23 protein-coding genes are annotated in these 21,831 nt (G+C 72.8%); 4 read left to right on the top strand and 19 right to left on the bottom strand.

The features are described from left to right. Positions 1-161: 161 nt before the first annotated feature. Positions 162-2,435, top strand: coding sequence for a carbamoyltransferase HypF (gene hypF, locus ACWEVS_RS08625; protein ID WP_452550628.1), 2,274 nt, complete (start codon positions 162-164; stop codon positions 2,433-2,435). 10 nt (positions 2,436-2,445) lie between these two features. Here the strand turns inward: hypF and ACWEVS_RS08620 are convergent, their stop codons facing one another. The 18 genes from ACWEVS_RS08620 to ACWEVS_RS08535 all read right to left on the bottom strand — a co-directional run bounded on the left by ACWEVS_RS08620 (position 2,446) and on the right by ACWEVS_RS08535 (position 18,710). Then, a complete protein-coding gene (locus ACWEVS_RS08620) occupies positions 2,446-2,841 on the bottom strand; it encodes a hypothetical protein (protein WP_452550626.1) in 396 nt (131 codons plus the stop codon). Between the two features lie 24 nt (positions 2,842-2,865). Next, positions 2,866-4,125 (bottom strand): hydrogenase expression/formation protein HypE, encoded by a 1,260-nt coding sequence (gene hypE / locus ACWEVS_RS08615; protein ID WP_449922511.1) that lies wholly within the window; start codon positions 4,123-4,125, stop codon positions 2,866-2,868. Continuing rightward, a complete protein-coding gene (gene hypD / locus ACWEVS_RS08610) occupies positions 4,122-5,246 on the bottom strand; it encodes a hydrogenase formation protein HypD (RefSeq protein WP_449922509.1) in 1,125 nt (374 codons plus the stop codon). Before hypD ends, hypE begins: the two co-directional genes overlap by 4 nt. 6 nt (positions 5,247-5,252) lie before the next feature. Continuing rightward, on the bottom strand, positions 5,253-5,531 hold the full coding sequence (locus ACWEVS_RS08605; RefSeq protein WP_449922507.1) for a HypC/HybG/HupF family hydrogenase formation chaperone: 279 nt from the start codon (positions 5,529-5,531) through the stop codon (positions 5,253-5,255). After that, the gene (locus ACWEVS_RS08600) at positions 5,509-5,871 is read right to left on the bottom strand and encodes a hydrogenase maturation nickel metallochaperone HypA/HybF (RefSeq protein ID WP_452550624.1); all 363 of its coding nucleotides are present in this window, start codon (positions 5,869-5,871) and stop codon (positions 5,509-5,511) included. The genes ACWEVS_RS08605 and ACWEVS_RS08600 overlap by 23 nt, the downstream gene beginning before the upstream one ends. Next, complete coding sequence (locus ACWEVS_RS08595) at positions 5,864-6,481, bottom strand: hydrogenase maturation protease (protein ID WP_449922503.1); 618 nt, start codon at positions 6,479-6,481, stop codon at positions 5,864-5,866. The genes ACWEVS_RS08600 and ACWEVS_RS08595 overlap by 8 nt, the downstream gene beginning before the upstream one ends. Then, positions 6,478-7,839 carry a hypothetical protein gene (locus tag ACWEVS_RS08590; RefSeq protein WP_452550793.1) on the bottom strand — a complete coding sequence of 454 codons (1,362 nt, stop codon included), beginning with the start codon at positions 7,837-7,839 and terminating at the stop codon, positions 6,478-6,480. The genes ACWEVS_RS08595 and ACWEVS_RS08590 overlap by 4 nt, the downstream gene beginning before the upstream one ends. Before the next feature lie 2 nt (positions 7,840-7,841). After that, on the bottom strand, positions 7,842-8,483 hold the full coding sequence (locus tag ACWEVS_RS08585; protein WP_449922501.1) for a DUF6084 family protein: 642 nt from the start codon (positions 8,481-8,483) through the stop codon (positions 7,842-7,844). After that, positions 8,476-9,105 carry a DUF5947 family protein gene (locus ACWEVS_RS08580; RefSeq protein ID WP_449922499.1) on the bottom strand — a complete coding sequence of 210 codons (630 nt, stop codon included), beginning with the start codon at positions 9,103-9,105 and terminating at the stop codon, positions 8,476-8,478. The genes ACWEVS_RS08585 and ACWEVS_RS08580 overlap by 8 nt, the downstream gene beginning before the upstream one ends. After that, the gene (locus tag ACWEVS_RS08575; RefSeq protein ID WP_354922242.1) at positions 9,102-9,668 is read right to left on the bottom strand and encodes a NifU family protein; all 567 of its coding nucleotides are present in this window, start codon (positions 9,666-9,668) and stop codon (positions 9,102-9,104) included. Before ACWEVS_RS08575 ends, ACWEVS_RS08580 begins: the two co-directional genes overlap by 4 nt. Before the next feature lie 12 nt (positions 9,669-9,680). After that, complete coding sequence (locus ACWEVS_RS08570) at positions 9,681-11,468, bottom strand: nickel-dependent hydrogenase large subunit (protein WP_449922497.1); 1,788 nt, start codon at positions 11,466-11,468, stop codon at positions 9,681-9,683. A 16-nt stretch (positions 11,469-11,484) separates the two neighbouring features. Continuing rightward, entirely contained in the window at positions 11,485-12,558 is a 1,074-nt protein-coding gene (locus tag ACWEVS_RS08565) for an NADH-quinone oxidoreductase subunit B family protein (RefSeq protein ID WP_449922495.1), read from the bottom strand. Positions 12,559-12,586: 28 nt separating this feature from the next. Beyond that, a complete protein-coding gene (locus ACWEVS_RS08560) occupies positions 12,587-13,279 on the bottom strand; it encodes a D-sedoheptulose-7-phosphate isomerase (protein ID WP_449922493.1) in 693 nt (230 codons plus the stop codon). Further along, positions 13,276-13,503, bottom strand: coding sequence for a HypC/HybG/HupF family hydrogenase formation chaperone (locus ACWEVS_RS08555; protein ID WP_354922254.1), 228 nt, complete (start codon positions 13,501-13,503; stop codon positions 13,276-13,278). The genes ACWEVS_RS08560 and ACWEVS_RS08555 overlap by 4 nt, the downstream gene beginning before the upstream one ends. Continuing rightward, positions 13,500-14,114: a D-sedoheptulose-7-phosphate isomerase gene (locus ACWEVS_RS08550; protein ID WP_354922257.1), complete on the bottom strand. Its 615-nt coding sequence runs from the start codon at positions 14,112-14,114 to the stop codon at positions 13,500-13,502. The genes ACWEVS_RS08555 and ACWEVS_RS08550 overlap by 4 nt, the downstream gene beginning before the upstream one ends. 387 nt (positions 14,115-14,501) lie before the next feature. Continuing rightward, positions 14,502-15,353 carry a universal stress protein gene (locus ACWEVS_RS08545; protein WP_452550620.1) on the bottom strand — a complete coding sequence of 284 codons (852 nt, stop codon included), beginning with the start codon at positions 15,351-15,353 and terminating at the stop codon, positions 14,502-14,504. A gap of 119 nt (positions 15,354-15,472) precedes the next feature. Continuing rightward, complete coding sequence (locus tag ACWEVS_RS08540) at positions 15,473-16,135, bottom strand: DUF3152 domain-containing protein (protein WP_452550618.1); 663 nt, start codon at positions 16,133-16,135, stop codon at positions 15,473-15,475. Between the two features lie 1,114 nt (positions 16,136-17,249). After that, a complete protein-coding gene (locus ACWEVS_RS08535) occupies positions 17,250-18,710 on the bottom strand; it encodes an NAD(P)/FAD-dependent oxidoreductase (RefSeq protein ID WP_452550616.1) in 1,461 nt (486 codons plus the stop codon). 63 nt (positions 18,711-18,773) lie between these two features. Here ACWEVS_RS08535 and ACWEVS_RS08530 point away from each other — a divergent pair, with 63 nt between their 5' ends. The 3 genes from ACWEVS_RS08530 to ACWEVS_RS08520 are packed head-to-tail and all read left to right on the top strand — an operon-like array spanning position 18,774 to position 21,352. Then, on the top strand, positions 18,774-20,126 hold the full coding sequence (locus tag ACWEVS_RS08530) for a Tm-1-like ATP-binding domain-containing protein (RefSeq protein WP_452415211.1): 1,353 nt from the start codon (positions 18,774-18,776) through the stop codon (positions 20,124-20,126). Further along, positions 20,123-20,944, top strand: coding sequence for a phosphoenolpyruvate hydrolase family protein (locus ACWEVS_RS08525; RefSeq protein ID WP_452550614.1), 822 nt, complete (start codon positions 20,123-20,125; stop codon positions 20,942-20,944). The genes ACWEVS_RS08530 and ACWEVS_RS08525 overlap by 4 nt, the downstream gene beginning before the upstream one ends. Further along, on the top strand, positions 20,945-21,352 hold the full coding sequence (locus tag ACWEVS_RS08520; protein ID WP_449922477.1) for a cupin domain-containing protein: 408 nt from the start codon (positions 20,945-20,947) through the stop codon (positions 21,350-21,352). A gap of 28 nt (positions 21,353-21,380) precedes the next feature. Here ACWEVS_RS08520 and ACWEVS_RS08515 read toward each other — a convergent pair whose 3' ends face one another. Then, positions 21,381-21,812 (bottom strand): type II toxin-antitoxin system PemK/MazF family toxin, encoded by a 432-nt coding sequence (locus tag ACWEVS_RS08515; protein WP_449922476.1) that lies wholly within the window; start codon positions 21,810-21,812, stop codon positions 21,381-21,383. Positions 21,813-21,831 lie beyond the last annotated feature (19 nt).

The raw sequence follows: 21,831 nt of genomic DNA, 5'->3' as shown, positions 1-21,831 counted from the left end.
GTTCGCCTCGACGATGCGCACGTCAGGTGCGCCGGCCTGGATTCCGGCCTGGAAGCTTCATTTGAGCACAGACCTTGTCGACGGTTCTGTACGACCATAACCAACTTTCCCTTGCCGCCCCCCGCTTCTCGCCCGTCCGGCTCCGGACGGACAATGAGGAGGTGAGCAGGCGTGTCCGCGCCATGGTCCTGGTCGAAGGCGTCGTGCAGGGGGTCGGGTTCCGGCCCTTCGTGTACGGCCTGGCCACCGGGCTCGGCCTCGACGGGCTGGTCGGCAACGACGAGCGGGGGGTGTTCATCGAGGTCGAGGGTGCGCACGCCCGGGTCCAGGAGTTCCTGGCGACGCTGCGCGCCAGCCCGCCCCCGCTGGCCTCGATCGAGCGCATCAGCACGGGGGCCATCCCCGCCACGGGCCAGGCGGGCTTCGTCATCGCGGGCAGCGCCACCGGCGGGCGGCGCCGGGCGCTCGTCTCACCCGACGTGGCGACCTGCGCCGACTGCCTGCGCGAGATGGACGACCCGGCCGACCGCCGCCACGGCTACGCCTTCACCAACTGCACCAACTGCGGGCCGCGCTTCACGATCGTCCGCGGCGTGCCGTACGACAGGGCCCGCACCACGATGGCCGCCTTCGCCATGTGCGCGGACTGCGCGCGCGAGTACCACGATCCGGCCGACCGCCGCTTCCACGCCCAGCCGGTGTGCTGCCCGGCCTGCGGGCCCGGCCTGCGGCTGCTCGACCGCGAGGGGCGGCAGGTCGACGGCGATCCCGTGGAGGGCACGGCGCGGCTGCTGGCCGGCGGCGCCGTCCTGGCGATCAAGGGGCTGGGCGGATACCACCTGGCCGCGGTCGCCGCCGACGACAGCGCGGTCGCGGCGCTGCGCCGCCGCAAGCACAGGGAGGACAAGCCGTTCGCCGTCATGGTGCCCGACCTGGCCGCCGCCCGCCTGCTGTGCGAGGTCGGCGGGGAGGAGGAGCGCCTGCTCACCTGCCGGGCCCGCCCGATCGTGCTGCTGCGCCGCCGTCCGGACGCCGAGGTGGCCGCCCCGGTGGCCCCCGGCAACCACTGGCTCGGCCTGATGCTGCCCTACACCCCGCTGCACCACCTCCTGCTCCGCCGGCTCGCCACCCCCATCGTGCTGACCAGCGGCAACGTCTGCGACGAACCCATCGTGTACGTCGACGAGGAGGCCGTGCCCAGGCTGGGCGGCATCGCCGACGCCTTCCTCACCCACGACCGGCGCATCCACATGCGCACCGACGACTCGGTGGTACGCGTCTTCCGCGGCGAGGCGCTGCCCGTGCGGCGCTCCCGGGGGTACGTGCCCCAGCCGCTCGAGCTGGCCTGGCCCTTCCCGCGGCCCGTCCTCGGCTGCGGCGCCGAACTCAAGCACACCTTCTGCCTGGCCAGGGACGGGCACGCCTTCGTCTCCCACCACATCGGCGACCTGGAGAACTACGAGACGCTGCGCTCCTTCACCGAGGGCGTCGAGCACTTCGGGCGGCTGTTCGACATCGTCCCCGAGGTGCTGGCGCACGACCTGCACCCGGAGTACCTGTCCACCAAGTACGCGCTGGCCAGGGACGGCCTCGACCTGGTCGCCGTGCAGCACCACCACGCGCACGTCGCCTCATGCCTGGCCGACAACGGCGTCGCGGGGCCGGTCATCGGCGTGGCCTTCGACGGGCTCGGCTACGGCGAGGACGCCACGCTGTGGGGCGGCGAGTTCCTGATCGCGGACCTGACCGGCTTCCGGCGGGCCGGCCACCTGGCGACGGTGCCGATGCCCGGCGGCGCGGCGGCGATCAGGCAGCCGTGGCGCATGGCCGCCGCCCACCTCGACCTGGCCTACGACGGCGACGTGCCGGCCGGCCTCGACGTCGTCCGGCGCAACGCGGAGCGCTGGGCGGCCGTCGTCGCGCTCGCCCGCCGCGGCGTCGGCGCTCCTCCCACCTCCAGCATGGGCAGGCTGTTCGACGCCGTCGCGACGATCGTCGGCGAGCGCGACGCGATCACCTACGAGGGCCAGGCCGCCATCGAGCTGGAACAGTGGGCCGACCAGGCCGAGGACGGCACCTACCCGTGCCGCCTGATCGGGGAGGAGCCGTTCGTCGTGCCCGGCGCCGAACTGGTCCGGGCGGTCGTGGAGGACGTGCGGGCGGGCACGGACCGGGCGGTGACAGCCGCCCGGTTCCACAACGCGATCGCGGCTGCCGTCGCCGACGGCTGCACCCGGCTACGGCAGGCCGGCGGCCCGTCCACGGTGGCGCTGTCGGGCGGGGTGTTCCAGAACCTCCTGCTGCTCGGGCGGGCTACGGCGCTGCTGGAGGAGCGCGGCTTCCACGTCCTGACGCACCGGCGGGTGCCGCCGAACGACGGCGGGATCAGCCTGGGCCAGGCCGCCGTCGCCGCGGCCCGCGACCGGCTTCGCTGAGCGGCGCGGGTCAGCCGCCCTGGTCGCCCGAGGGCAGGGTCGGGCTCTCCCCGTCCTGCGGCTCCTGCGGCCCCACCCCCGTGGAGTCCTCGGCGCTCGAGCCGCCGTACGGCCGGCCCGACTCGCCCTTCACCCCGATCGTCTCCCTTCCGGCCTCCTCTTCCTCCTTGGCGATCTCCTCCGCCCGCCTGGAGGTGCTCTCGCCCACGCCGTGCGGTGTGCCCGGCTCGGTGTCGGTGGCGGAGACACCGGCGCGTTCCTCCTCGGACGGCGCCCGCCCTTCGCCGGGCGGAGCGGCCTGCTCGGGCGTGAAGGCACGGTCACCGGCCTGGCGGGCCTCCTCGCTCCCGCGTCCGACGTCGGGAGAGAACCCGTGCTGGTCCTCGGGCTCGCGGGGCTCTGACATGTTCAGCACCTCCGTCAGAAGTCATCAGCAGATGCGGGGGAGCGGGTCGCCGACCAGCAGGTCGACGATGCGGGTGCCGCCGAAGGCGGTCTTCAGCAGCACCAGACCCGCCGGATCGTCCTTGACGTGGCCGACCAGCGCGGCACCCTCGCCCAGCGGGTGCCCTCGCAGGGCCGCAAGGGCGGTGTCGGCCGCCGCACCGTCGACGACCACGACCATGCGGCCTTCGCAGGCGACGTAGAGCGGGTCGATGCCGAGCAACTCGCACGCGCCGCGCACGCCCGGCCGTACCGGGACGGCCTCCTCGTCGACGACCACGGCCACGCCCGAGGCGCGCGCGATCTCGTTGAGTATCGTCGCGACCCCGCCGCGGGTGGCGTCGCGCAGACAGCGCACCGCGCCCCCGCCGCCGGCCCCGCCACCGTCCTCACCGGCGCCCGCGCCGTCATCCTCGCCGGCGCACGCGTCGAGCAGCGCCGCGGTCAGGCCGTTCAGCGGCGCGGTGTCCGACGTCAGGTCGGCCTCGATGTCCAGCTCACCCCTGGCGAGCATGATGGTGACGCCGTGCTCGCCGATCGGTCCCGACACCAGGATCGCGTCGCCGGGACGCGCGCGGGAGACCCCCAGGTCGAAGCGCCGGTCCATCAGCCCGACACCGGCGGTGTTGACGTAGCAGCCGTCGGCCTTGCCCCTCTGCACGACCTTGGTGTCCCCGGTCACGATGAGCACGCCCGCGGCGGCGGCCGCCGCCGCCATCGAGGCGGTGATGCGCCGCAGGTCCTCGACGGGGAAGCCCTCCTCGAGCACGAATCCGGCCGACAGGTACAGCGGGCGGGCGCCGCACACCGACAGGTCGTTGACGGTGCCGTTGACGGCCAGGTCGCCGATGTCCCCTCCGGGGAAGAACAGCGGCGACACCACGTAGGAGTCGGTGGTGAAGGCGAGCCTGGCCGTACCGACGTCCAGCACGGCGCCGTCCTCGAGCGGCTCGAGCAGCGGGTTGCGGAACGACTCCAGGAAGACCGCCTCCACCAGCGTCTGCGTCGCCTTGCCGCCCGAGCCGTGGGCCATGGTGATGTGCTCCTCCTTCACCCTGGCCTTGCGGCGGCGCGCCCGGTCGATCCGTTCGAGCACCTGCTCCTCGCGGCTGGGGCCCTCGGCTTCGGCCGCGTGCTCGCGCACGGCCGCCTCCGCCCAGTCGGCGGTGCCGCCGATGCCCGTCCCGCCGAGGTCCGTCCCGCCGAGGCGGGCCCGGTCGGTGCCCGTCCTCTCCACGCCGGTCACCGCGTCGCCTCCCTCACCCGCTCGCGCGAGAAGCGGCCGAAGTTGTAGTACGCGGCGCAGGCGCCCTCGGAGGAGACCATGCAGGTGCCGATCGGCGTCTCCGGCGTGCAGGCGGTGCCGAACACCTTGCACTCCCACGGCTTGAGCACGCCCTTCAGCACCTCGCCGCACTGGCAGGCCTTCGGATCGGCCACCCTGCCGCCGGGGATCTCGAAGATCTGCTCGGCGTCGAAGGCGGCGTACTTCTCCCGCATCCTCAGCGCGGAGTGGGAGATGAAGCCGAGACCCCGCCACTCGAAGTACGGCCGCAGCTCCATCACCTCGTTGATGACCTTGAGCGCTGTGAGGTTGCCCGCCCAGGGCACCACGCGCGCGTACTGGTTCTCGACCTCGGAGCGGCCCTCGGCCAGCTGCACGAGCAGCATGTAGATCGACTGCAGGATGTCCAGCGGCTCGAAGCCCGCCACGACCAGCGGTTTGCCGTAGTCGCGGGCGATGAACTCGTACGGCCGGCAGCCGATGACGGTCGAGACGTGACCAGGGCCGATGAAGCCGTCCAGCCGCAGGTCGGGCGAGTCCAGGATGGCCTTGATCGCGGGGATGATCGTCACGTGGTTGCAGAAGACCGAGAAGTTGCCGAGACCCTCTGCCGCCGCCCGCAGCACCGTCATGGCGGTGGACGGCGCCGTCGTCTCGAAGCCGATGGCCATGAAGACCACGCGCTTGTCCGGGTTCTGCCTGGCCACCTTGAGCGCGTCCAGCGGCGAGTAGACCATGCGGATCGCGGCACCCTGGGCCATGGAGTCGAAGAACGAGCCGCGCCCGCCCGGGACCCGCATCATGTCCCCGAAGGAGGTCATGACGACGTCGGGCTGCTCGGCGATGTGGATGGCGTCGTCCACCCGCCCCATCGGGATCACGCACACCGGGCAGCCGGGCCCGTGCACCAGCGTGATGGTCTCGGGCAGGTAGTCCTCCAGGCCGTGCTTGTAGATGGTGTGGGTGTGGCCGCCGCACACCTCCATGAACTTGTAGGCCCGGCCCGGCTCGCACAGGCTCGCGATCCTGGCGGAGAGGGCGCGCGCCTTCTCCGCGTCGCGGTACTCGTCGACGAAGCGCATCGCGCCTCACCCCCGGTCGATCGATGACGTTCGAAGCGCCGCCAGCTCGTCGTCGTAGGCCTGGCCGATGCCCTCCAGGAAGTCCAGCGCGGCCCTGGCCTCCTCCTCGTCGATCTTCGACAGCGCGAAGCCGACATGGATGAGGATCCAGTCGCCGGGCTGGAGCCGCTCGTTCTCCAGCAGGCCGATGTTGACGGCCCGCCGTACCCCGCTCACGTCGACCTTGGCCAGGTCGGCGTGGTCCGGCAGGATCTCCACGATCTCACCGGGGATTCCCAGGCACATGGTGTCCCTCCGCCATCTGGATCGATTCGAGGACCAGGGCGTCGCCGCCGCGCAGGTCGACGTCGTCGCCGCCGCAGCCGCCGCACACGGCCAGCGCGTCGGCCGTCTCCTCCTGGCGCCCGCAGGTCCTGCAGGTGAGCTGGACGGGCACCACGGTCAGGTCGATCGTGGCGCCGTCGGCGACCGTCCCCTGGGCGACGAGGGAGAAGGCCTGGTCGAGCGCTGGCCCGGTGATGCGCAGCAGCGCGCCGGCGCGGACCTTGACGTGTGCCACCCGTCGCCCGACGGCCCGGCGTTCCACGGCGTCGAGCACCGAGGCGGCGATCCCGAACTCATGCACGGCTCACATCCCCCTGATGTGGAGGTAGCGCTTGATGTCGGGTATCGACTGCCACACCAGCACGGCCAGCACGGCCACGAACAGCACGATCAGCAGACGCTTCAGCATCGTCGGGCCTTCCTTCCTGTCGCGGTCCGAAAAGTTCGCGCACCAGCCCGGCGGCGCGCGGCACCGCTCGCGCGACCGCCTCGCTCAGCTCCATGCCAGGTGAGACGTCGGCGGGCTGGCAGCCGACGATGACCACGCGGCCGATCGTGACCCCGTAGGCCCGCATCAGGCCGAAGATCGCCTCGGGGGTCATGCCGTGGGCGTCGGCGAGAGCCGCCCGGGCGAGCACGTCGTCGGCGGGCCCGTGCTCGTCGAGCGCCGGCTCCAGGACCGCCAGCGTTCCCGGCGGCTCGTCCATCGGCAGCGCGTCGATCATGATCATCTCGTCGTAGCCGGAGAGCAGCTCGTAGGCCAGGTGCACGCCGCGGATCCCGAAGTCGGCCACGACCGCCTCGGCCGGCAGACCGCCCTCCGACAGCAGCCGCCTGGCGACCTCGACGCCGAAGCCGTCGTCACCGAGGAAGACGTTGCCGACCCCCGCGACCAGGACCTTCCGGCTCATCCGCCCTCCTGCCCGCCCGTCAGGGGCTCCACCTCGTCGGGCGCGAAGTAGAGGAACCGGCCCTGCTCGCGCAGCAGGTCGGCGCCCGGATCGTCGTCCAGCGTCACCGCCAGGTAGCGCTCGCCGTCCACGTCGAGGAACACCGCCTCGACCGTCGCCCGCCGCCCGGCCAGGAACATGTCGTGGGCGTCGGCCCGGCGGGCGCGCGAGCCGCCGCGCGCCGGCAGCAGGCGCACGGCGCTGCCCCTGGCGAGGGTCACCCCGTCGACCACGACGCTGTCGCTCTCGGGCGAGACCGACCGGTCGGAGCCCGGATCCCACCACGGCGGAGCGGCCTGCGCGGCCGGATGCAGCCGGTGGACGGCGCCGTGGAGCCGTTCGAGCACCTCCGCCGGGAGGTCGCCCACCCGGTCGATGATCTCGGCGGCCCTCGGGTCGGTGGCCCTGGCCTCGCGCTTCTCCGCATCGGTGAGGGCGAGCGTGCGCAGGCTGAGCAACTCGTCGATCTCGGTCGCGTCGAACAGGTCGCCCGGGCTCTCCCGCGCGATGGACGGGTGGTCGTACAGGATGATCGGCGCGGACAGCATCACGTCACGCCGTCCGGGCTCGCCGGCCAGCACCGGCCAGGTGCGCAGGTTCTCGCACGCCGCCGCCGCGGCCGCCGCCCAGGCGGGCGGGTCGAGCAGGGACACGAACGCCGCCGACCCGGCCTCGAGCAGCGTGTGCGCGGCGATCAGCGAGCAGTGCAGCGCGTCGTCCCTGGAGGCGTCGGGATCGTCCCACTCCGTGGTGTTCTCGACCTGCACGCGCAGCCTCACCAGCCCGTACGGCCCGTCCACCCGCTCGGCCCGCACCCGCAGCACGGCGTCGAGACGCCGGTCCTCACGCACGATCCGGCCGAGCGGCTCGCCGCCGGGGCCGGTCAGCGGCTCCACCGCACGCGCCCCCGGGTGGCCCACGTCGTAGGTCCTCTCGGCGGCCAGCACCTCCTCCAGCGCCACCACCGTGTCGCGCTCCCGCTCCACGGCCTCGTCGAAGGTGAGGTAGGTCTGCCCGGCGATCTCGAGCGCGGGGACGGGGCGGTGCCCGCCGGCCTCGGCGCGCTCGACGGTCCTGGAGCGGACCTGCAGGAAGCGCAGGTCGATCCGCACCACGGCGTCCTCGGCGCCGGGGGCCACCTCGAGCAGGCACTCGGTCTGGCAGACGGGGTGCTCGGCCGTCGCGGTGTAGGCCGGCGGCACCAGCACCCCGAACTGCCAGCGCGCCTGGTTCTTGGTGGCCGAGGCCCGGTAGGGGTAGAGCAGGTACCCCTCGTAGAGCACCGCGTCGGCGACCTCACGGGCGATCCGCATCGACATGGTCACGACGTCGCCTCCTTCGCCCGCGCCAGCAGCGCCTCCACGGTGTCGTCCCACGTCGCCAGCGCATGGGCGGACTTGAACAGGTGCAGGGCGCGCAGCGTGTCCGTGCGCAGCCGCAGCCATCCCTCCCCGGGGAAGTAGCGGTCCATCAGCTCCCGCCAGACCGCGACGGGCAGCCGGTGGCGGGTCTCGCGGTCCCACGGCACCTGCTCCACCGCGAAGCCCGTAGGTGTCCTGGCGAAGACGGTGCCGCTGAAGAGCAGCAGGAGCGGGATCTCGCCGTCGTCGAGCGCGGCGAAGTACTTGCCCGCCGCCACCTCCAGGTCGTAGGAGACCGGCACCGGCAGATCGACCTCCGTCGACCCGGTGAACCCCGGCACCATGAGCGAGACGGTGGCGAACTGCAGCGGCCGAAGCGTCTCTCCCCAGCGCGACGGCGCGCCGAACAGATCGGTGAGCAGCTCGGCCTCGGCGGCGGAGTAGCGGCGCCGCTGGGGCTCGATGCGGATCTGGCAGCGCAGCGCGACGGCGTGCACCGCGCCGCCGCCCGCCTCGCTGACGCGCAGCGGGAAACGCAGCGTCGGCGCCGCCGCGAACCGGTCGGCACGGGCGTCGAGGCAGGTGAAACCCAGGTCAGCCATGCTCGGTCCCCACCTCGCGGCTGCGCGCCCGCAGCTCGCCGAAGAAGGCGTCGATGGCCTGCCAGGCCTCCTGACCGCCGTCGAAGCCCTTCCACGTGGTCCTGACCAGGCCGACCAGCTCGTAGCAGGCGTCGATGGGCACCAGGTGGCACACGAAGCCGCCGGGCCGCCGGTCCACCAGCAGCGCCTCGACATCGGGGGCGGCGTCGGCCAGCGCGGGGTTGGCCGCCATGATCCTCTCCCACGTCGGCAGGGAGAGCTGCGACTCGGTCGCCCCGCCGGGGCTCGGATAGAAGGCGACCGTACGGCCCAGCGCCGAGTTGTGGAAGAAGAACGCCATGCGCACCGGGATCTGCAGCTCGTCCCAGTCGGCGACGGACATGGTGAAGCGCGGCGCGTACAGGTAACGGTCCGGCACCGCCAGATACCGGCCCATGGCCGCGCCCGGCACTGTGAACAGCAGGTAGCAGCCGCGGCACGCGCACATCAGGGCCCTGCTCTCCACGTTGACCACATGGCGGTGCCCGGCGTCGATCGGTTCGGCGCACAGCTCGCAGCGCTCGCCCGCGACCGGAACCCCGGCGGGGCGCGGCTCGCGGAAGCGCCGCAGCCCGGTACTCATGGCAGCGCCCCCTCCGGCACCGGACAGGGTCCGGGCGGCGGGTGCGTCTGGATCTGGTACAGCTGCTCGCCCGGCTCGACCACGCCGTCCACCTCGACGCGGGCCACCTCAGGCGCCGCCCTGGCGATCGCCTGCTCGATCGCCGACGTCACCGTGACCCGCGAGGAGGGACAGCCGTGGCAGGTGCCCGCCAGGCGCAGCCGTACGACGCCCGGCTCCTCGATGCCGACCAGCTCCACGTCGCCCGCGTGGCTGCCGAGGTAGGGCCGGACCCCCTCGAGAGCCGCCCGCACCCGCTCCTCGGTGCTCAGCGGGTGGAGGTCGTGCACCACGAGCAGGCCGGAGACGAGGTCGTCGGCGACGAGCCGGCGAAGCGTCTCGGCCTCCCCGGACTCGGCGACGACCTCCATGATGCGCTCCAGCGCCGCGCCGTACAGCTCGACCAGCACCCGCACCAGCTCCTCGGCCTTGTCTCGGGTGGCCTCGTCGCTGAGCGCGCCCAGCTCGGCGAGCAGCACCTCCACCCGCTCGCCTGCCGTGACGGCCTCGATCCTCCCAGGCATCGCACCACCCCGTCAGGACCCGCCGAAGGCGTGCGGGCTGTGCAGCTTGCGCAACTGCCTGCCGCCGCCCAGGTACATGTGGACCCCGCACGGCAGGCACGGGTCGAAGCTGCGGACCGTCCGCATGATGTCGATGCCCTTGAAGTTCTCCGGCGCGTTCTCCTCGAAGATCGGCGTGTTCTGCACGGCGTCCTCGTACGGCCCCGGCGTGCCGTAGGAGTCGCGGACGCTGGCGTTCCACGGCGTCGGAGGATAGGGGTGGTAGTTGGCGATCTTGCCGTTCCTGATCACCATGTGGTGGGACAGGACGCCCCGCACCGCCTCGGTGAAGCCGCAGCTGATCGCCTCCTCGGGCACCGTGAACGGCGCCCAGGTCTTGGTGTGTCCGGCGCGCACCTCGGCCAGCGCCTGCTCGACGAAGTACAGCGCGCACGCCGCGGCGTAGGCCTGGAAGTACGTCCTGGCCCGGTTGCGTTCGATGGTGTTGGAGTACAGCTCCCCGCCGCGCTCGGGGATCTTCCACTCGAAGGTCGTCTCGGGCCTGGTGGCCGAACGCGGCAGGTTGATGAGCACGCTGTGGCCCGTGGCCTTGACGTAGCCGATGTCGACCAGTCCGGACAGCGCCGTGGACCACAGCCTCGCGAGCGGGCCGCCCCCGGTGTCCAGTGCGAGCATCTCCTTGCCGTCGAACCAGCGGGGCGACATGACCCAGCTGTACTTGTCGGTGAAGTCGCGCTTGCGCGGATGCGGGATGGTGTGCTGGTTCCACGGATGCCGCATGTCGACCGGGTTGCCCAGCGGGTCCTGGGTGACGAACGGCTCCTGGTCCTCCCAGTCGTCGTAGTACGAGCTGCCCAGCAGGATCCTGATCCCGAGGTTGATGTCGACGAGGTCGTTGGTGACGACCCTGCCGTCCATGACGACGCCCGGGGTCACGAACATGCGCCGGCCCCAGTCGCTCATGTTCTCGTAGGTGAAGTCGCAGTACTCCGGGTCGTTGAGGCTGCCCCAGCAGCCCAGCAGCACCCGCCGCCTGCCGACCTGCTCGTAGCCGGGGATGGCCTCGTAGAAGAAGTCGAACAGGTCGTCGTGCATGGGTACCACGCGCTTGAGGAACTCCACGTAGCGCATGAGCCTGGTCAGGTAGTCGGTGAACAGCTGCACGGTGGCCACCGTGCCGACGCCGCCGGGGTAGAGCGTGGAGGGGTGCACGTGCCTGCCCTCCATGAGGCAGAACATCTCCCTCGTGGTACGGCTGACCTGCAGCGCCTCGCGGTAGAACTCGCCCTCGAGCGGGTTCAGCGAGCGCATGATGTCGGCGATGGTCCGGTAGCCGTGCTCGCCCGCGTGCGGCGCCTCGGTGCGTTCGGCCTGCTCCAGCACGCCGGGATTGGTCTCGCGGACCATCTTCTCGCAGTAGTCGACCCCGACCAGGTTCTCCTGGAAGATGTTGTGGTCGAACATGTACTCGGCCGACTCGCCCAGATTGATGATCCACTCGCCGAGGTGCGGCGGCCGCACCCCGTAGGCCATGTTCTGGTTGTAGACCGAGCAGGTCGCGTGGTTGTCGCCGCAGATCCCGCAGATCCTGCTGGTGATGAAGTGCGCGTCCCTGGGGTCCTTGCCCTTCATGAAGATGCTGTAGCCGCGGAAGACCGACGAGGTGCTGTAACACTCGGCGACCCGCTGGTTCCTGAAGTCCACCTTGGCGTAGATGCCCAGGCTTCCGACGATCCGGGTGATCGGATCCCATGCCATCTCGACGAGTTCCTCGCCGGCCTGCTGTGGTGTGGTCGTCATGTCAGCCTCGCTGGGGTTACCAAGGGGCCTTGTAGCCCGTGAGCAGCTCGCGGCCCTTCCGGCGCCACCTGGGTTCCTTGTCGACGGTGCGCTGGGTGACGTGGCGCAGGGTGCGGATCATCGCACCGTAGGCTTCGCTGGCCGTCGAGGAGATCTTGGCTCCGGGCGGCTCGTCCATGAACGGCATGAACTTGTCGGGGAAGCCGGGCATCGTGCAGGCGATGCAGATGCCGCCGACGTTGGGGCAGCCGCCGATGCCGTTGATCCAGCCCCGCTTGGGGACGTTGCACTTCACCACCGGACCCCAGCAGCCGATCTTGACCAGGCACTTCGGCGAGCCGTACTCGGTGGCGAACTGTCCCTGCTCGAAGTAGCCGGCCCGGTCGCAGCCCTCGTGCACCGTCTGCTGGAACAGCCACGTGGGGCGCAGCGCCTCGTCCAGCGGGATCATCGGGGCCTGCCCGGCGACCTGGTAGAGCAGGTAGAGGATGGTCTCCGACAGGTTGTCGGGGTGGACCGGGCAGCCGGGCACGTTGACGATCGGCAGACCGGCCTTCGAGCGCCAGTCCCAGCCGAGGTAGTCGGCCACGCCCATGGCGCCGGTCGGGTTGCCGGCCATCGCGTGGATGCCGCCGTAGGTCGCGCACGTCCCCGCGGCCAGGATGGCCGTCGCCTTGGGCGCGAGCCGGTCCAGCCACTCGCTGGTGGTCATCGGCTGACCGGTCTCAGGGTTGTTGCCGAACCCGCACCAGTAACCCTCGCTCTTGATCGACTCGTTGGGGATCGAGCCCTCCACCACCAACACGAACGGGTCCAGCTCGCCGCGGTCGGCCTTGTAGAACCATTCGATGAAGACGTCGGCGCCCTGCATGGGGCCGCACTCGAAGTCGATCAGCGGCCAGTGCACGGCGATCCGCGGCAGTCCTGGCAGGGCCCCGAGCGCGATCTCCTCGATGCTCGGCTGGGTGGCAGCGGTGAGCGCGACGGAGTCGCCGTCGCAGCTCAACCCCGCGTTGATCCACAGAATGTGGAGGAGAGGCTCCTCCTGTGCCTGTGATGTGGTCTCTTGCGACTCGGTCGGCGCGCTCATGCGCCTCACCACCTCGCGGGTCTGGTGTTCAGCTGGAACGCGGCGGCGGCACCGCGCCCCGCCGCCCGAGCGCGTCCTGGGTGAGCTCCCAGAGCGCGTGGTAGATCGTGGTCTGGGCCTCCTGGATGCGGTGCACCGAGGACGACGGGACCACGAACAGGTGGTCGATCGTGCCCAGCTCGGCCATCTGGCCGCCGTCGTAGCCGGCCAGCCCAACGGTGATCATGCCGCGTCTGTCCGCCTCCTGGAATCCGGCGATGAGGTTGCGGGAGTTGCCGCTCGTCGACAGCCCGAACGCGATGTCCCCCGCGCGGCCCGAGGCGGCCAGCTGCCGGGAGAAGACCACCTCGAACCCGATGTCGTTCGACAGCGCCGTGACCACCGCCACGTCCGCGGTCAGCGCGAACGCGGGCAGCGGCCGGGCGGCCTGCCCCGTGCCGAGCGAGCCCGGGTTGAGGAACAGGGCGGCCACGTCCTGGGCGTCGGTGGAGCTGCCCCCGTTGCCGAAGGCGAACAGCCGCGCCCCCGCCTCGAAGGCGGCGGCCATGACCTGCGCGCAGGCGGCCATCCGGGCGCCGTCGCGCTCGAGGACGCTCTGGCGCAGGGCGACGATCTCGCCTGCCTTGTCGACCGTGGACTGGCGCACCGCGGTCAGCACGGCGTCCAGATCGCTCCCGCCCGAGTAGAGGAACGGGTACAGCGACTCCATCGGCTCACTCACGTCGGGCCCTCCTCGACGACCACAGCGATGGCCTCCTTGGCGTGCACCAGGACCGTGTCACCGACCCGGGCCGTCACCAGGGCCACGCTCACCTCCTCGGTGCCCTGCCCGGTGTCCACCACGGCCAGGCCGTCCTCCAGCAGCCTGACCACCGTCACCGGCACCGCCTCGTCGGAGCAGGTGACGCACACCTCCTCGTGGCAGGCCCTCCCGTCGGCGCTCATGCGACCACCTGAGGGTCGAGCACGCCAGGCTGTTCGAAGAACACGTGAACCAGCTCCCACAGGATGTGGTACGTGGTGACGTGCACCTCCTTGATGATCCGCGGATCGGTGGAGCGGGCGATCAGGACGTGGTCGACCGAGGGGCTGCGGGCGATCTGCCCGCCGTCGCCGCCCACCAGTGCCAGGGTCAGCATGCCGAGCTCCCTGGCGGTCTCCAGCGCCTTCAGCACGTTCACGCAGTGCCCGAACGGCGAGACGCCCAGCGCCATGTCCTGGCCCGCCGCCAGGTGCCTGAGCTGGTGGGCGAAGACCTCGTCGAACCCGGCCTCGGCGGCGATCCCCGTGATCGCGGCCACGTCGCCGGTCAGCGAGAACGACGGCAGCGCGCGCTTGCCGACGATCACCGGATGCACGAACTCGACCGCGATGTGCTGGGCGTCGGTGGCGGACTCCCCGTTGCCGAAGACGATGAGCCTGCCACCGCCGTGGAATCGCGTCGCCATGGCGTGACAGGCACGTGCCACCTTCTCGGCCTCGTCGGCGAGGCCGCAAGCGGGTTCTACGCGGCGTGCGAAGACCTCCGAGACGGAGGCCAGGACCGTCTGGTCCATAGCGGACCACTTCCCCCACGTTGCGCGCTTCTTGATTCTCGTGCTGGAACGTCCCCCGTTTACCGACCGTACGCCAGGGCGAGACGGCCGAAAGAAAACAGATGTCGGAAATTTCGCAAAGTTGGGATCCATCCGCGAAACCTCCGGCGAGCTGCGCGAACGCCCGCCACTGTCGATCCGGAGGCGGTCGCCGCTGTCCCTCTGGCGACGGTCATCGCGGTCGGTTCGGAGGCGGTCGCGGCTGTCCCTCTGGCGAGGGTCATCGCGGTTGATCCGGGGGCGGTCGCGGCTGTCCCTCTGGCGAGGGTCATCGTGGCCCGGCCATCGGGGCGCGCCGGTGGTGCGGGCGGGTGGACGCGCCCGCGGCGGGGCCGTTCGCCGCCCGGCTCAGGCCGGGGTGCGGACGACCGCCACCGGGCCCGGCGCGCGGTGGAGCAGGGCGTGGGAGACCGAGCCGAGCACCATCCCCGCCAGCCCGCCGCGCCCCCGCGAGCCGATCACCAGCAGGTCGGCGCCGCGCGCCGCCTCCGTCAGCGCGTCGACGGGATGGCCCTTGACGACCTCGGGAATGACGGTGACGTCCGGATAGCGTTCGCGCCGGCCGGCCAGCGTCTCCTCCAGCTGCTTGAGCTGGCTCTCCTCGACCGAGCCGCGACCCCCGCGCGACGGCGGGATCCGGCCGCCGGCCTCGTGCCTGCTCCACACGTGCAGGACGCGCAGCTCCGCCCCGCGCAGCGCCGCCTCCCCGAACGCGAACTCCAGCACCGGCCCGCCGCGCGGGGAGCTGTCGAGGCCGGCCAGGATCTCCTCGCTCGAGGCGGCCGGGTTCTCCCGCACGACCACGACATGGCAGGCGGCGTGCCCGGCCACGCCGTAGGCGACGGAGCCCACCAGCAGCCCGCGCACGGCACTCAGCCCGTGGTTGCCGACCACCAGCAGATCGGCCCGCTCGCTCTCGCGGATCAGCGCCTCGCGGGGATCACCGGGCAGGATCTTCGCCTCCGCCTTCAGCTGCGGCTGCAGGCGGCGGGCCGTCTCGACACCGGCGGCCAGCACCGTCTCGGCGCCCTGCCGCATCCACTGCGCGACCTCCGCGTAACGGCCGGGCCCCGCCTCGGCCGCCCAGCGGTGGATGGCGTGCACCACCCGCAGCGGCACGTCCCGCAGCGCGGCCTCGTTCGCCGCCCAGGCGACGGCCTCCAGACCGGCGCGCGAACCGTCGACACCAACGACGATCATGAAAGTCTCCCTTCGACCGCGCTCCACGGGACGGCCAGGAGCGCTCCCACGGGACGGCCGGGAGGAGGACACGCACGTCCCAAGGCCGGAGAACCTCGGGCCCGAGGACCCCCGTCAGGTCAACCATTCCCCGCCGGTGGGCGCGGCCACGGGTTCGGCAGGCAGCGTTCGAGTGACTTCGACTGCTGCACCATGACCGGCGCGGGCAACCCCCTGCCGGGGCAGTGCGCGTGGGAATGGCCGAGCCCGTGCCCGACCTCGTGGTTGATCACGTACTGCCGGTAGGCGGTCAGATCGCCGCGATAGGACGGGACGCCGACCGCCCAGCGCAACGCGTTGATGACCGACCTGCGGCCGTTCCAGCACGACAGCTCGCCGCCGGTACGCAGCGGCAGGCACTGCGCGTCGGTGGTCAGCGGACTGGTCAGCGCGACGCTCAGCCGTACCGGCGGGTGGTCGACCCGGCGGAACCTGCCCCAGCTGCGCGGGTCGTTCAGCGTGGCGTGCACGGTTGCGGCGAACGCGGCGGGAGCGAAAGGGAGGCCGCCCTCCACCTCCACGAGGTAGCGGACCACCGGTCCGCGCCCATTCCTCGGCGCGGCGCCGCCCGCGACCACCCGGTAGGCGCCACTGCCCCTCCTGGGCACCCTGACGTACGGCGTGGCCTCCTCGCGAGCGGCTCCGGCGCGCCCCACGTCCGCACCGGCCATGCCATGGGGGACGACCCCGCGCCCGACCTGGCCGAACGGCACCAACCAGTGTCCAGTGGGGTCGGACGGCACGGCTTCACGATGGTTCGGGCCGTAGGGTGCGATCCCGTGACCGGTCGGCCCGAACGGCGAGGCTTCACGATGGTTCGGGCCGTAGGGTGCGATCCCGCGACTGGTCGGCCCGAACGGCACGACCTCGCGCCCGACCTGGCCGGACGGTTGGGCCTCGCGAGCGGTCCGGCCGTACGGGACGGCTTCGCGGCCACTCCCGCCGGGCGGCAGGGACCGGCGGCCACCCCGGCCGTACGGCTCCACATCGCTGCTGGGCAGGCCGTTCGCTTCGGCTCCGAAGCCCGACAGACCGAACAGACCGGAGAGACGGGACAGGCCACGCAGGGAGAGAGGCCGACCGGGCATGCGGGGTAGGGCGAGAGGCAGGCCCGGCATGTGGGCCAGTCCGGGCGGGGCGGGAGGCTGATCGGGCAGGCGGGGTAGGGCGGGAAGCGGGCCCGGCATGTGGGCCAGTCCGGGCGGGGCGGGAGGCTGATCGGGCAGGCGGGGTAGGGCGGGAAGCGGGCCCGGCATGTGGGCCAGTCCGGGTAGGGCGGGAGGCTGGCCCGGCATGTGGGTCAGTTCGGGCGGGACGGGAGGCTGATCGGGTATGCGGGTCAGGCCAGGCAGGCCGTACCGGCCGGGCAGACGGGGCAAGCCGCGCAGGCCGTGCCGGCCGGATTGGCGGGAGGGGCCGGGCCAGGTGGGCCGGTCAGGGCGCAGGCCCGGCGGTAGGGACAGGCCGAGCAGACCGGCGGGGCTGGTCAGGCCGGTCGGGCTGATTGGGCCGGTCGGGCTGGCGGGGCTGGTCGGGCCGGTTGGGCCGGGCAGACCTGGCAGGAGGGGCAGGGCGGGCAGGACGCCGGGACTGGCCTGATCGGGACGGGCGCGATCGAGGCGGGCCTGGTCGAGCCGGGCGCGATCGGGACGGGCGTGGTCGGGGCGGCGGGGCGGGGCGGACCGGGCGCGAGGTATCTCCGGGCGGACGCCGGGCCTGGCGGGTTCGATCACCGGCGGTGACGTTCCGGCCGCCGGCACCAGGGCGGGCGCCCCGCACCCGGCCGGCAGGAAGGCCACGGCAGCGAGCGCCAGAGCGCGCACGTCATCCCCCTCGGATCGCTGGGGGAGTCACCGATCATAGACCGTAGGGCGCCAGGTCGAGCGGAGGCTTCTCGCCCATGGCGAGCGTGGCGGCCAGCAGGCCCGCGTAGGGGCCCGCGGTCAGCCCGTAGGCGCTCATGCCGGTCGCGACCACCACTCCGTTGGCGACCCTGGCGATCAGCGGCCGGCCCGCGGCCATGACGGGACGCAGCCCGACCCGCGCCTCCACCGGAGTAGCGGCGCCCAGCCCGGGGGCCACGGCCATCGCGCCGGACAGCACCTCGGTCACGCCCGCGACCGTGGTCCGCGGATCGAAGCCGGCCTCCTCCACCGTCGCGCCCATCACCACCCGCCCTCCGGGGAAACCCAGGAGGTAGGGGCCGCGCACGGGCAGCACGATCGGCCAGGATCCCGTGTCGGCCCCGGCCAGAGTGGCGTGAACGATCTGGCCGCGCCGGGGCTCGACGGGCAGCTCGACCCCGAGAGGGCGGCACAGCTCGCCCGTCCACGCCCCCGCCGCCACGATCACCGCGTCGGCCGCCGGTTGCGTGACAGGCGTGCCCGCCCCGCCCGTCCCCGTGGCCACCACCTCGGCGCCCCCCGTCCCGCCGGCCACGTCGGCGAGGGCGCTTCCCGTCCCGCCGGCCACGTCGGCGAGGGCGCTTCCCGTCCCGCTGTCCAGGTCGGTGACGACGCTTCCCGTCCCGCCGGCCACGTCGGCGAGGGCGCTTCCCGTCCCGCCGGCCACGTCGGGGACGGCGCTCCCCGCCCTGCCGGTCGCGTCGGCGAGGCGGCACCCGTGCCCCGTCCCGCCGGCCACGTCGGTGACCGTCACCGGCATGACGTCCTGGACGGGGCTCAAGGGGATGCTCGTCCCGCCCGTAGCGCCGGTGACGGGCCCGCTCGCTCCGCCTGCCCTGGTGGCCGTCATGTCGGCCGACGCCCGGGCGAGGGGGACGTCCGGCGCGACGACGACCGTGCCGTCCGGCGTCAGGCTCGCCGACCCCCTGAGGACCACCGCGCCCCGCCGTACCGCGGCTGCCAGCAGGTCGTCGCGCACCGCGCGCCCGTCGACGCGCGCCGCCCCCGGCACCAGCAGCGCCTTCAGCCGGGGATCGAGCGGCGGGAACAGTTCGGCGGGCCGGTCGACCGCGGTGACCTCGCCCATCTCCGGCGCGCCGGCACGCCTGGCGGCCAGTAGCGCGCGCACCGGCTCGAGCTCCGCCCGGTCCTGCGCCACCAGCAGCGCGCCCACCCGGGCGTGGCCGCCCACCGCCGGCGGCAGGTCCGCGTAGTGGCGCGCGCCCTCGCGGGCCAGCAGGTACCAGGGCTCGTCGTCCTCGTGGTCCACCCACGGGCACACGATGCCCGCGCCCGCCGGTGTCGCGGCGCCGGGACGGCCCGCGTCGACCACGGTCACGGCCACACCGCGGTGGGCCAGGTGGTAGGCGGCGGCCGCGCCGACGATTCCGCTCCCGATCACGGTGATCCTCATACCTCGATGATCTCAAAAGGGTTAGGTTGGCCGAGGGGGCGGCGCGGAGCGGAGGTGCGCGGAATGGCAGTGGTACTCATCGGCACACTCGACACCAAGGGCATCGAGTACGGCTGGCTGCGGGAGCGGCTGGCCGACCTCGGCGCCGAGGCGATCGTCGTCGACGTGGGCCTCGGCCCGGAGAGCACGGGCCCCGGCAGCGCCTTCGGCGCGCCCGCCTCCGCTTCGGCCGAGGACATCTCCAACGAGCGTGTCGCCGCCGCGGCGGGCGCCGACGTGGCCGCCCTGCGCGCGGCGGGCGACCGGGGCGCGGCGGTCACCGCCATGGGTGAGGGCGCCGCCCGGGTGCTGGCCGAGCTGCATGAGGAGGGCCGCGTCGACGGCGTGCTCGCCGTGGGTGGCAGCGGAGGGTCGGCCATCGCCGCGCGGGCCGTCAGGGACCTGCCGATCGGGCTGCCGAAGCTGATCGTGTCCACCATGGCCGCTGGGGACGTCTCGCCGTATGTCGGGGCGAAGGACGTCACGATCATGTACAGCGTGGTCGACATCGCGGGCATCAACCGGGTCTCACGCCTGGTCCTGGGCAACGCGGCGGCGGGGATCGCGGGCATGGCGGCGGCCTACGCCGCCCGCACCGCGGCCGAGGCCGCGGCGGCGGTGCGCGGCCCACGCATGGGCACAGGCATGGGAACGGGCACGGACGCCGGCACGGGGGCGGGCACGGGCACGAAGGCGGCGATCGGGACGGCGCGGGCTGACGACAGGCCGCTGGTTGCCGCGTCGATGTTCGGCGTGACCACGCCCGCCGTCGACGCCGCCCGCGAACGCCTCACCGAGCTCGGCTACGAGGTGCTCGTCTTCCACGCCACCGGCGCCGGCGGCAGGGCACTGGAGGGCCTGGCCGACAGCGGCCTGCTCGCCGGCGTCCTCGACCTCACCACCACCGAACTGGCCGACGACCTCGTCGGCGGCGTCCTGTCGGCGGGGCCCGACCGGCTGACCGCGGCCGGACGCCGCGCGATCCCGCAGGTGGTCGCCCCCGGCGCGCTCGACATGGTCAACTTCGGGCCGGCCGACACGGTGCCCCCGCGATTCGAGGGGCGCGACTTCCACGTGCACAACCCGACCGTCACACTCATGCGCACCACTCCCGAGGAGATGGCCGAGCTGGGCCGCCGCGTCGCCGCCAAGCTCGCCGCCGCGACCGGTCCGGCCGCGCTGTTCGTGCCGCTGCGCGGCGTCTCCGCGCTCGACGCGCCCGGCATGCCGTTCCACGACCAGAAGGCCGACGACGCCTGCTTCGCCGCGCTGGCCGCCTACCCGGACACGACCCGGCTCGACCTGCACATCAACGACCCGGCCTTCGGCCGCGCGATGGCCGACCGGCTGCACGACCTGATCAGGGGTGAGGGATGAACCGCCAGACCGTACTCGAACGGCTCCGCCGTACCGTCTCCGAAGGCCGGCCGGTGATCGGCGCCGGCGCGGGCACGGGCCTGTCGGCCAAGTGCGCCGAGGCCGGCGGCGTCGACCTGATCATCATCTACAACTCGGGGCGCTACCGGATGGCGGGGCGCGGCTCCCTGGCGGGGCTGCTGCCGTACGGCGACGCCAACCAGATCGTCGTCGACATGGCGGGCGAGGTGCTGCCCGTGGTCAAGGACACGCCCGTGCTGGCGGGCGTCTGCGGCACCGACCCGTTCAGGGTGATGCCGCGCTTCCTCGACTCGCTCAAGGCGATGGGCTTCGCGGGCGTGCAGAACTTCCCCACCGTCGGCCTGTACGACGGGGTGTTCCGGCAGAACCTCGAGGAGACCGGCATGGGCTTCGACCTCGAGATCGAGATGGTACGGCTGGCGCACGAACGCGACCTCGTCACCGCCCCCTACGTCTTCGACGCCGCGCAGGCCCGCGCCATGGCCGAGGCGGGGGCCGACGTTCTGGTGCCGCACGTCGGCCTCACCACGAAGGGCTCGATCGGCGCGGGCACGGCCCTGTCGCTCGACGAGGCCGTGGCCGCCGTGCAGGAGATGCGCGACGCCGCGGCGGCGGTCAGGCCGGACATCCTGGTGCTGTGCCACGGCGGGCCGATCGCCGAGCCGGCCGACGCCGCGTACGTGCTGTCGCGCACCAACGGGGTCGTCGGCTTCTTCGGCGCCTCGTCCGTCGAGCGGCTGCCCACCGAGATCGCCATCACGCGGCAGGTGGCCGCCTTCAAGAATCTGGAGATCTAGATGCTCGTGAGCCCGTCCCACGTCCCGACGATGACCTTCGACTGGGGGTCCATCAAGTGGTTCGTCACGCCGTCCGCGATCCCGGGGGCGGCCAGCACGCTCGGTGAGGTCATCGTCAACCCGGGCCGGGGGCACGCCCGGCACAACCACCCCAACGCCGAGGAGATCATCTATGTCATCTCCGGCGAGGCGATGCAGATGGTCGACGACGGGGAGCCGTTCCCGATCAGGGAGGGCGACACCGTGCACATCCCGGCGGGAGCGTTCCACTCGACGTTCAACACGACATGGCGGCCGTTGCGGCTGATCGTCACCTACACGCCCGGCGGGGAGGAGAAGGCGCTGGAGGGCGCCCCCGACTACTGCCTGCACGATCCCGGCGACATCGCCGAATGGCGCCAGGTCTGACCGGCCCGCCGTCCCGCCCCGGCTAGGGTCAGCCGTCGGCCGCCCAGCCGTGGGTCCGCATGAGCACCTTGGCGACCACGGCGAACCTGTCAGGGTGCAGGACCGCCCCCTCCCGCCTGATGTCGTCCTCGTCCAGCGCGAACACCCGGTCGAGACGCAGGTAGGACACCCGGCCGTCGGAGCCCCACGAGCCGATCTCCAGCCACTCCGGGCCGTCGTCGCCGCGGCTGGACAGCATCATGCCGAGCAGCCTGCGACCATGGCGGCCGACGATCAGCAGCGGCCTGTCCTTGCCCCGCGCGGCGTCCTCCTCGTACGGCACCCACGCCCACACGATCTCGCCGGGGTCGGCCATGCCGTCCAGGTCGGGGGAGTAGGCCAGGCTCGCCGCCCGGTCCACCGAATAGATCTCCCTCACCGCGCCGCGGGCGGGACGCGGGTCATCCTCGTGATCTCGCACAGCCGGAGCCTAGACCACC

It is taken from the genome of Nonomuraea sp. NPDC003754 (genome assembly GCF_053605785.1).
This window is presented reverse-complemented; position numbering and strand designations above follow the sequence as displayed.

Excerpts from the sequence above, each read along its gene's own strand:
- ACWEVS_RS08530 (WP_452415211.1), top strand. The coding sequence starts at position 18,774 with ATGGCAGTGGTACTCATCGGCACACTCGACACCAAGGGCATCGAGTAC.
- ACWEVS_RS08550 (WP_354922257.1), bottom strand. The coding sequence starts at position 14,114 with ATGGACCAGACGGTCCTGGCCTCCGTCTCGGAGGTCTTCGCACGCCGC.
- ACWEVS_RS08620 (WP_452550626.1), bottom strand. The coding sequence starts at position 2,841 with ATGTCAGAGCCCCGCGAGCCCGAGGACCAGCACGGGTTCTCTCCCGAC.
- hypD (WP_449922509.1), bottom strand. The coding sequence starts at position 5,246 with ATGCGCTTCGTCGACGAGTACCGCGACGCGGAGAAGGCGCGCGCCCTC.
- ACWEVS_RS08595 (WP_449922503.1), bottom strand. The coding sequence starts at position 6,481 with ATGAGCCGGAAGGTCCTGGTCGCGGGGGTCGGCAACGTCTTCCTCGGT.
- ACWEVS_RS08555 (WP_354922254.1), bottom strand. The coding sequence starts at position 13,503 with ATGAGCGCCGACGGGAGGGCCTGCCACGAGGAGGTGTGCGTCACCTGC.
- ACWEVS_RS08545 (WP_452550620.1), bottom strand. The coding sequence starts at position 15,353 with ATGATCGTCGTTGGTGTCGACGGTTCGCGCGCCGGTCTGGAGGCCGTC.
- ACWEVS_RS08585 (WP_449922501.1), bottom strand. The coding sequence starts at position 8,483 with ATGGCTGACCTGGGTTTCACCTGCCTCGACGCCCGTGCCGACCGGTTC.
- ACWEVS_RS08570 (WP_449922497.1), bottom strand. The coding sequence starts at position 11,468 with ATGACGACCACACCACAGCAGGCCGGCGAGGAACTCGTCGAGATGGCA.
- ACWEVS_RS08590 (WP_452550793.1), bottom strand. The coding sequence starts at position 7,839 with ATGTCGATGCGGATCGCCCGTGAGGTCGCCGACGCGGTGCTCTACGAG.
- ACWEVS_RS08525 (WP_452550614.1), top strand. The coding sequence starts at position 20,123 with ATGAACCGCCAGACCGTACTCGAACGGCTCCGCCGTACCGTCTCCGAA.
- ACWEVS_RS08520 (WP_449922477.1), top strand. The coding sequence starts at position 20,945 with ATGCTCGTGAGCCCGTCCCACGTCCCGACGATGACCTTCGACTGGGGG.
- ACWEVS_RS08565 (WP_449922495.1), bottom strand. The coding sequence starts at position 12,558 with ATGAGCGCGCCGACCGAGTCGCAAGAGACCACATCACAGGCACAGGAG.
- ACWEVS_RS08535 (WP_452550616.1), bottom strand. The coding sequence starts at position 18,710 with ATGAGGATCACCGTGATCGGGAGCGGAATCGTCGGCGCGGCCGCCGCC.
- ACWEVS_RS08605 (WP_449922507.1), bottom strand. The coding sequence starts at position 5,531 with ATGTGCCTGGGAATCCCCGGTGAGATCGTGGAGATCCTGCCGGACCAC.
- ACWEVS_RS08580 (WP_449922499.1), bottom strand. The coding sequence starts at position 9,105 with ATGAGTACCGGGCTGCGGCGCTTCCGCGAGCCGCGCCCCGCCGGGGTT.
- ACWEVS_RS08575 (WP_354922242.1), bottom strand. The coding sequence starts at position 9,668 with ATGCCTGGGAGGATCGAGGCCGTCACGGCAGGCGAGCGGGTGGAGGTG.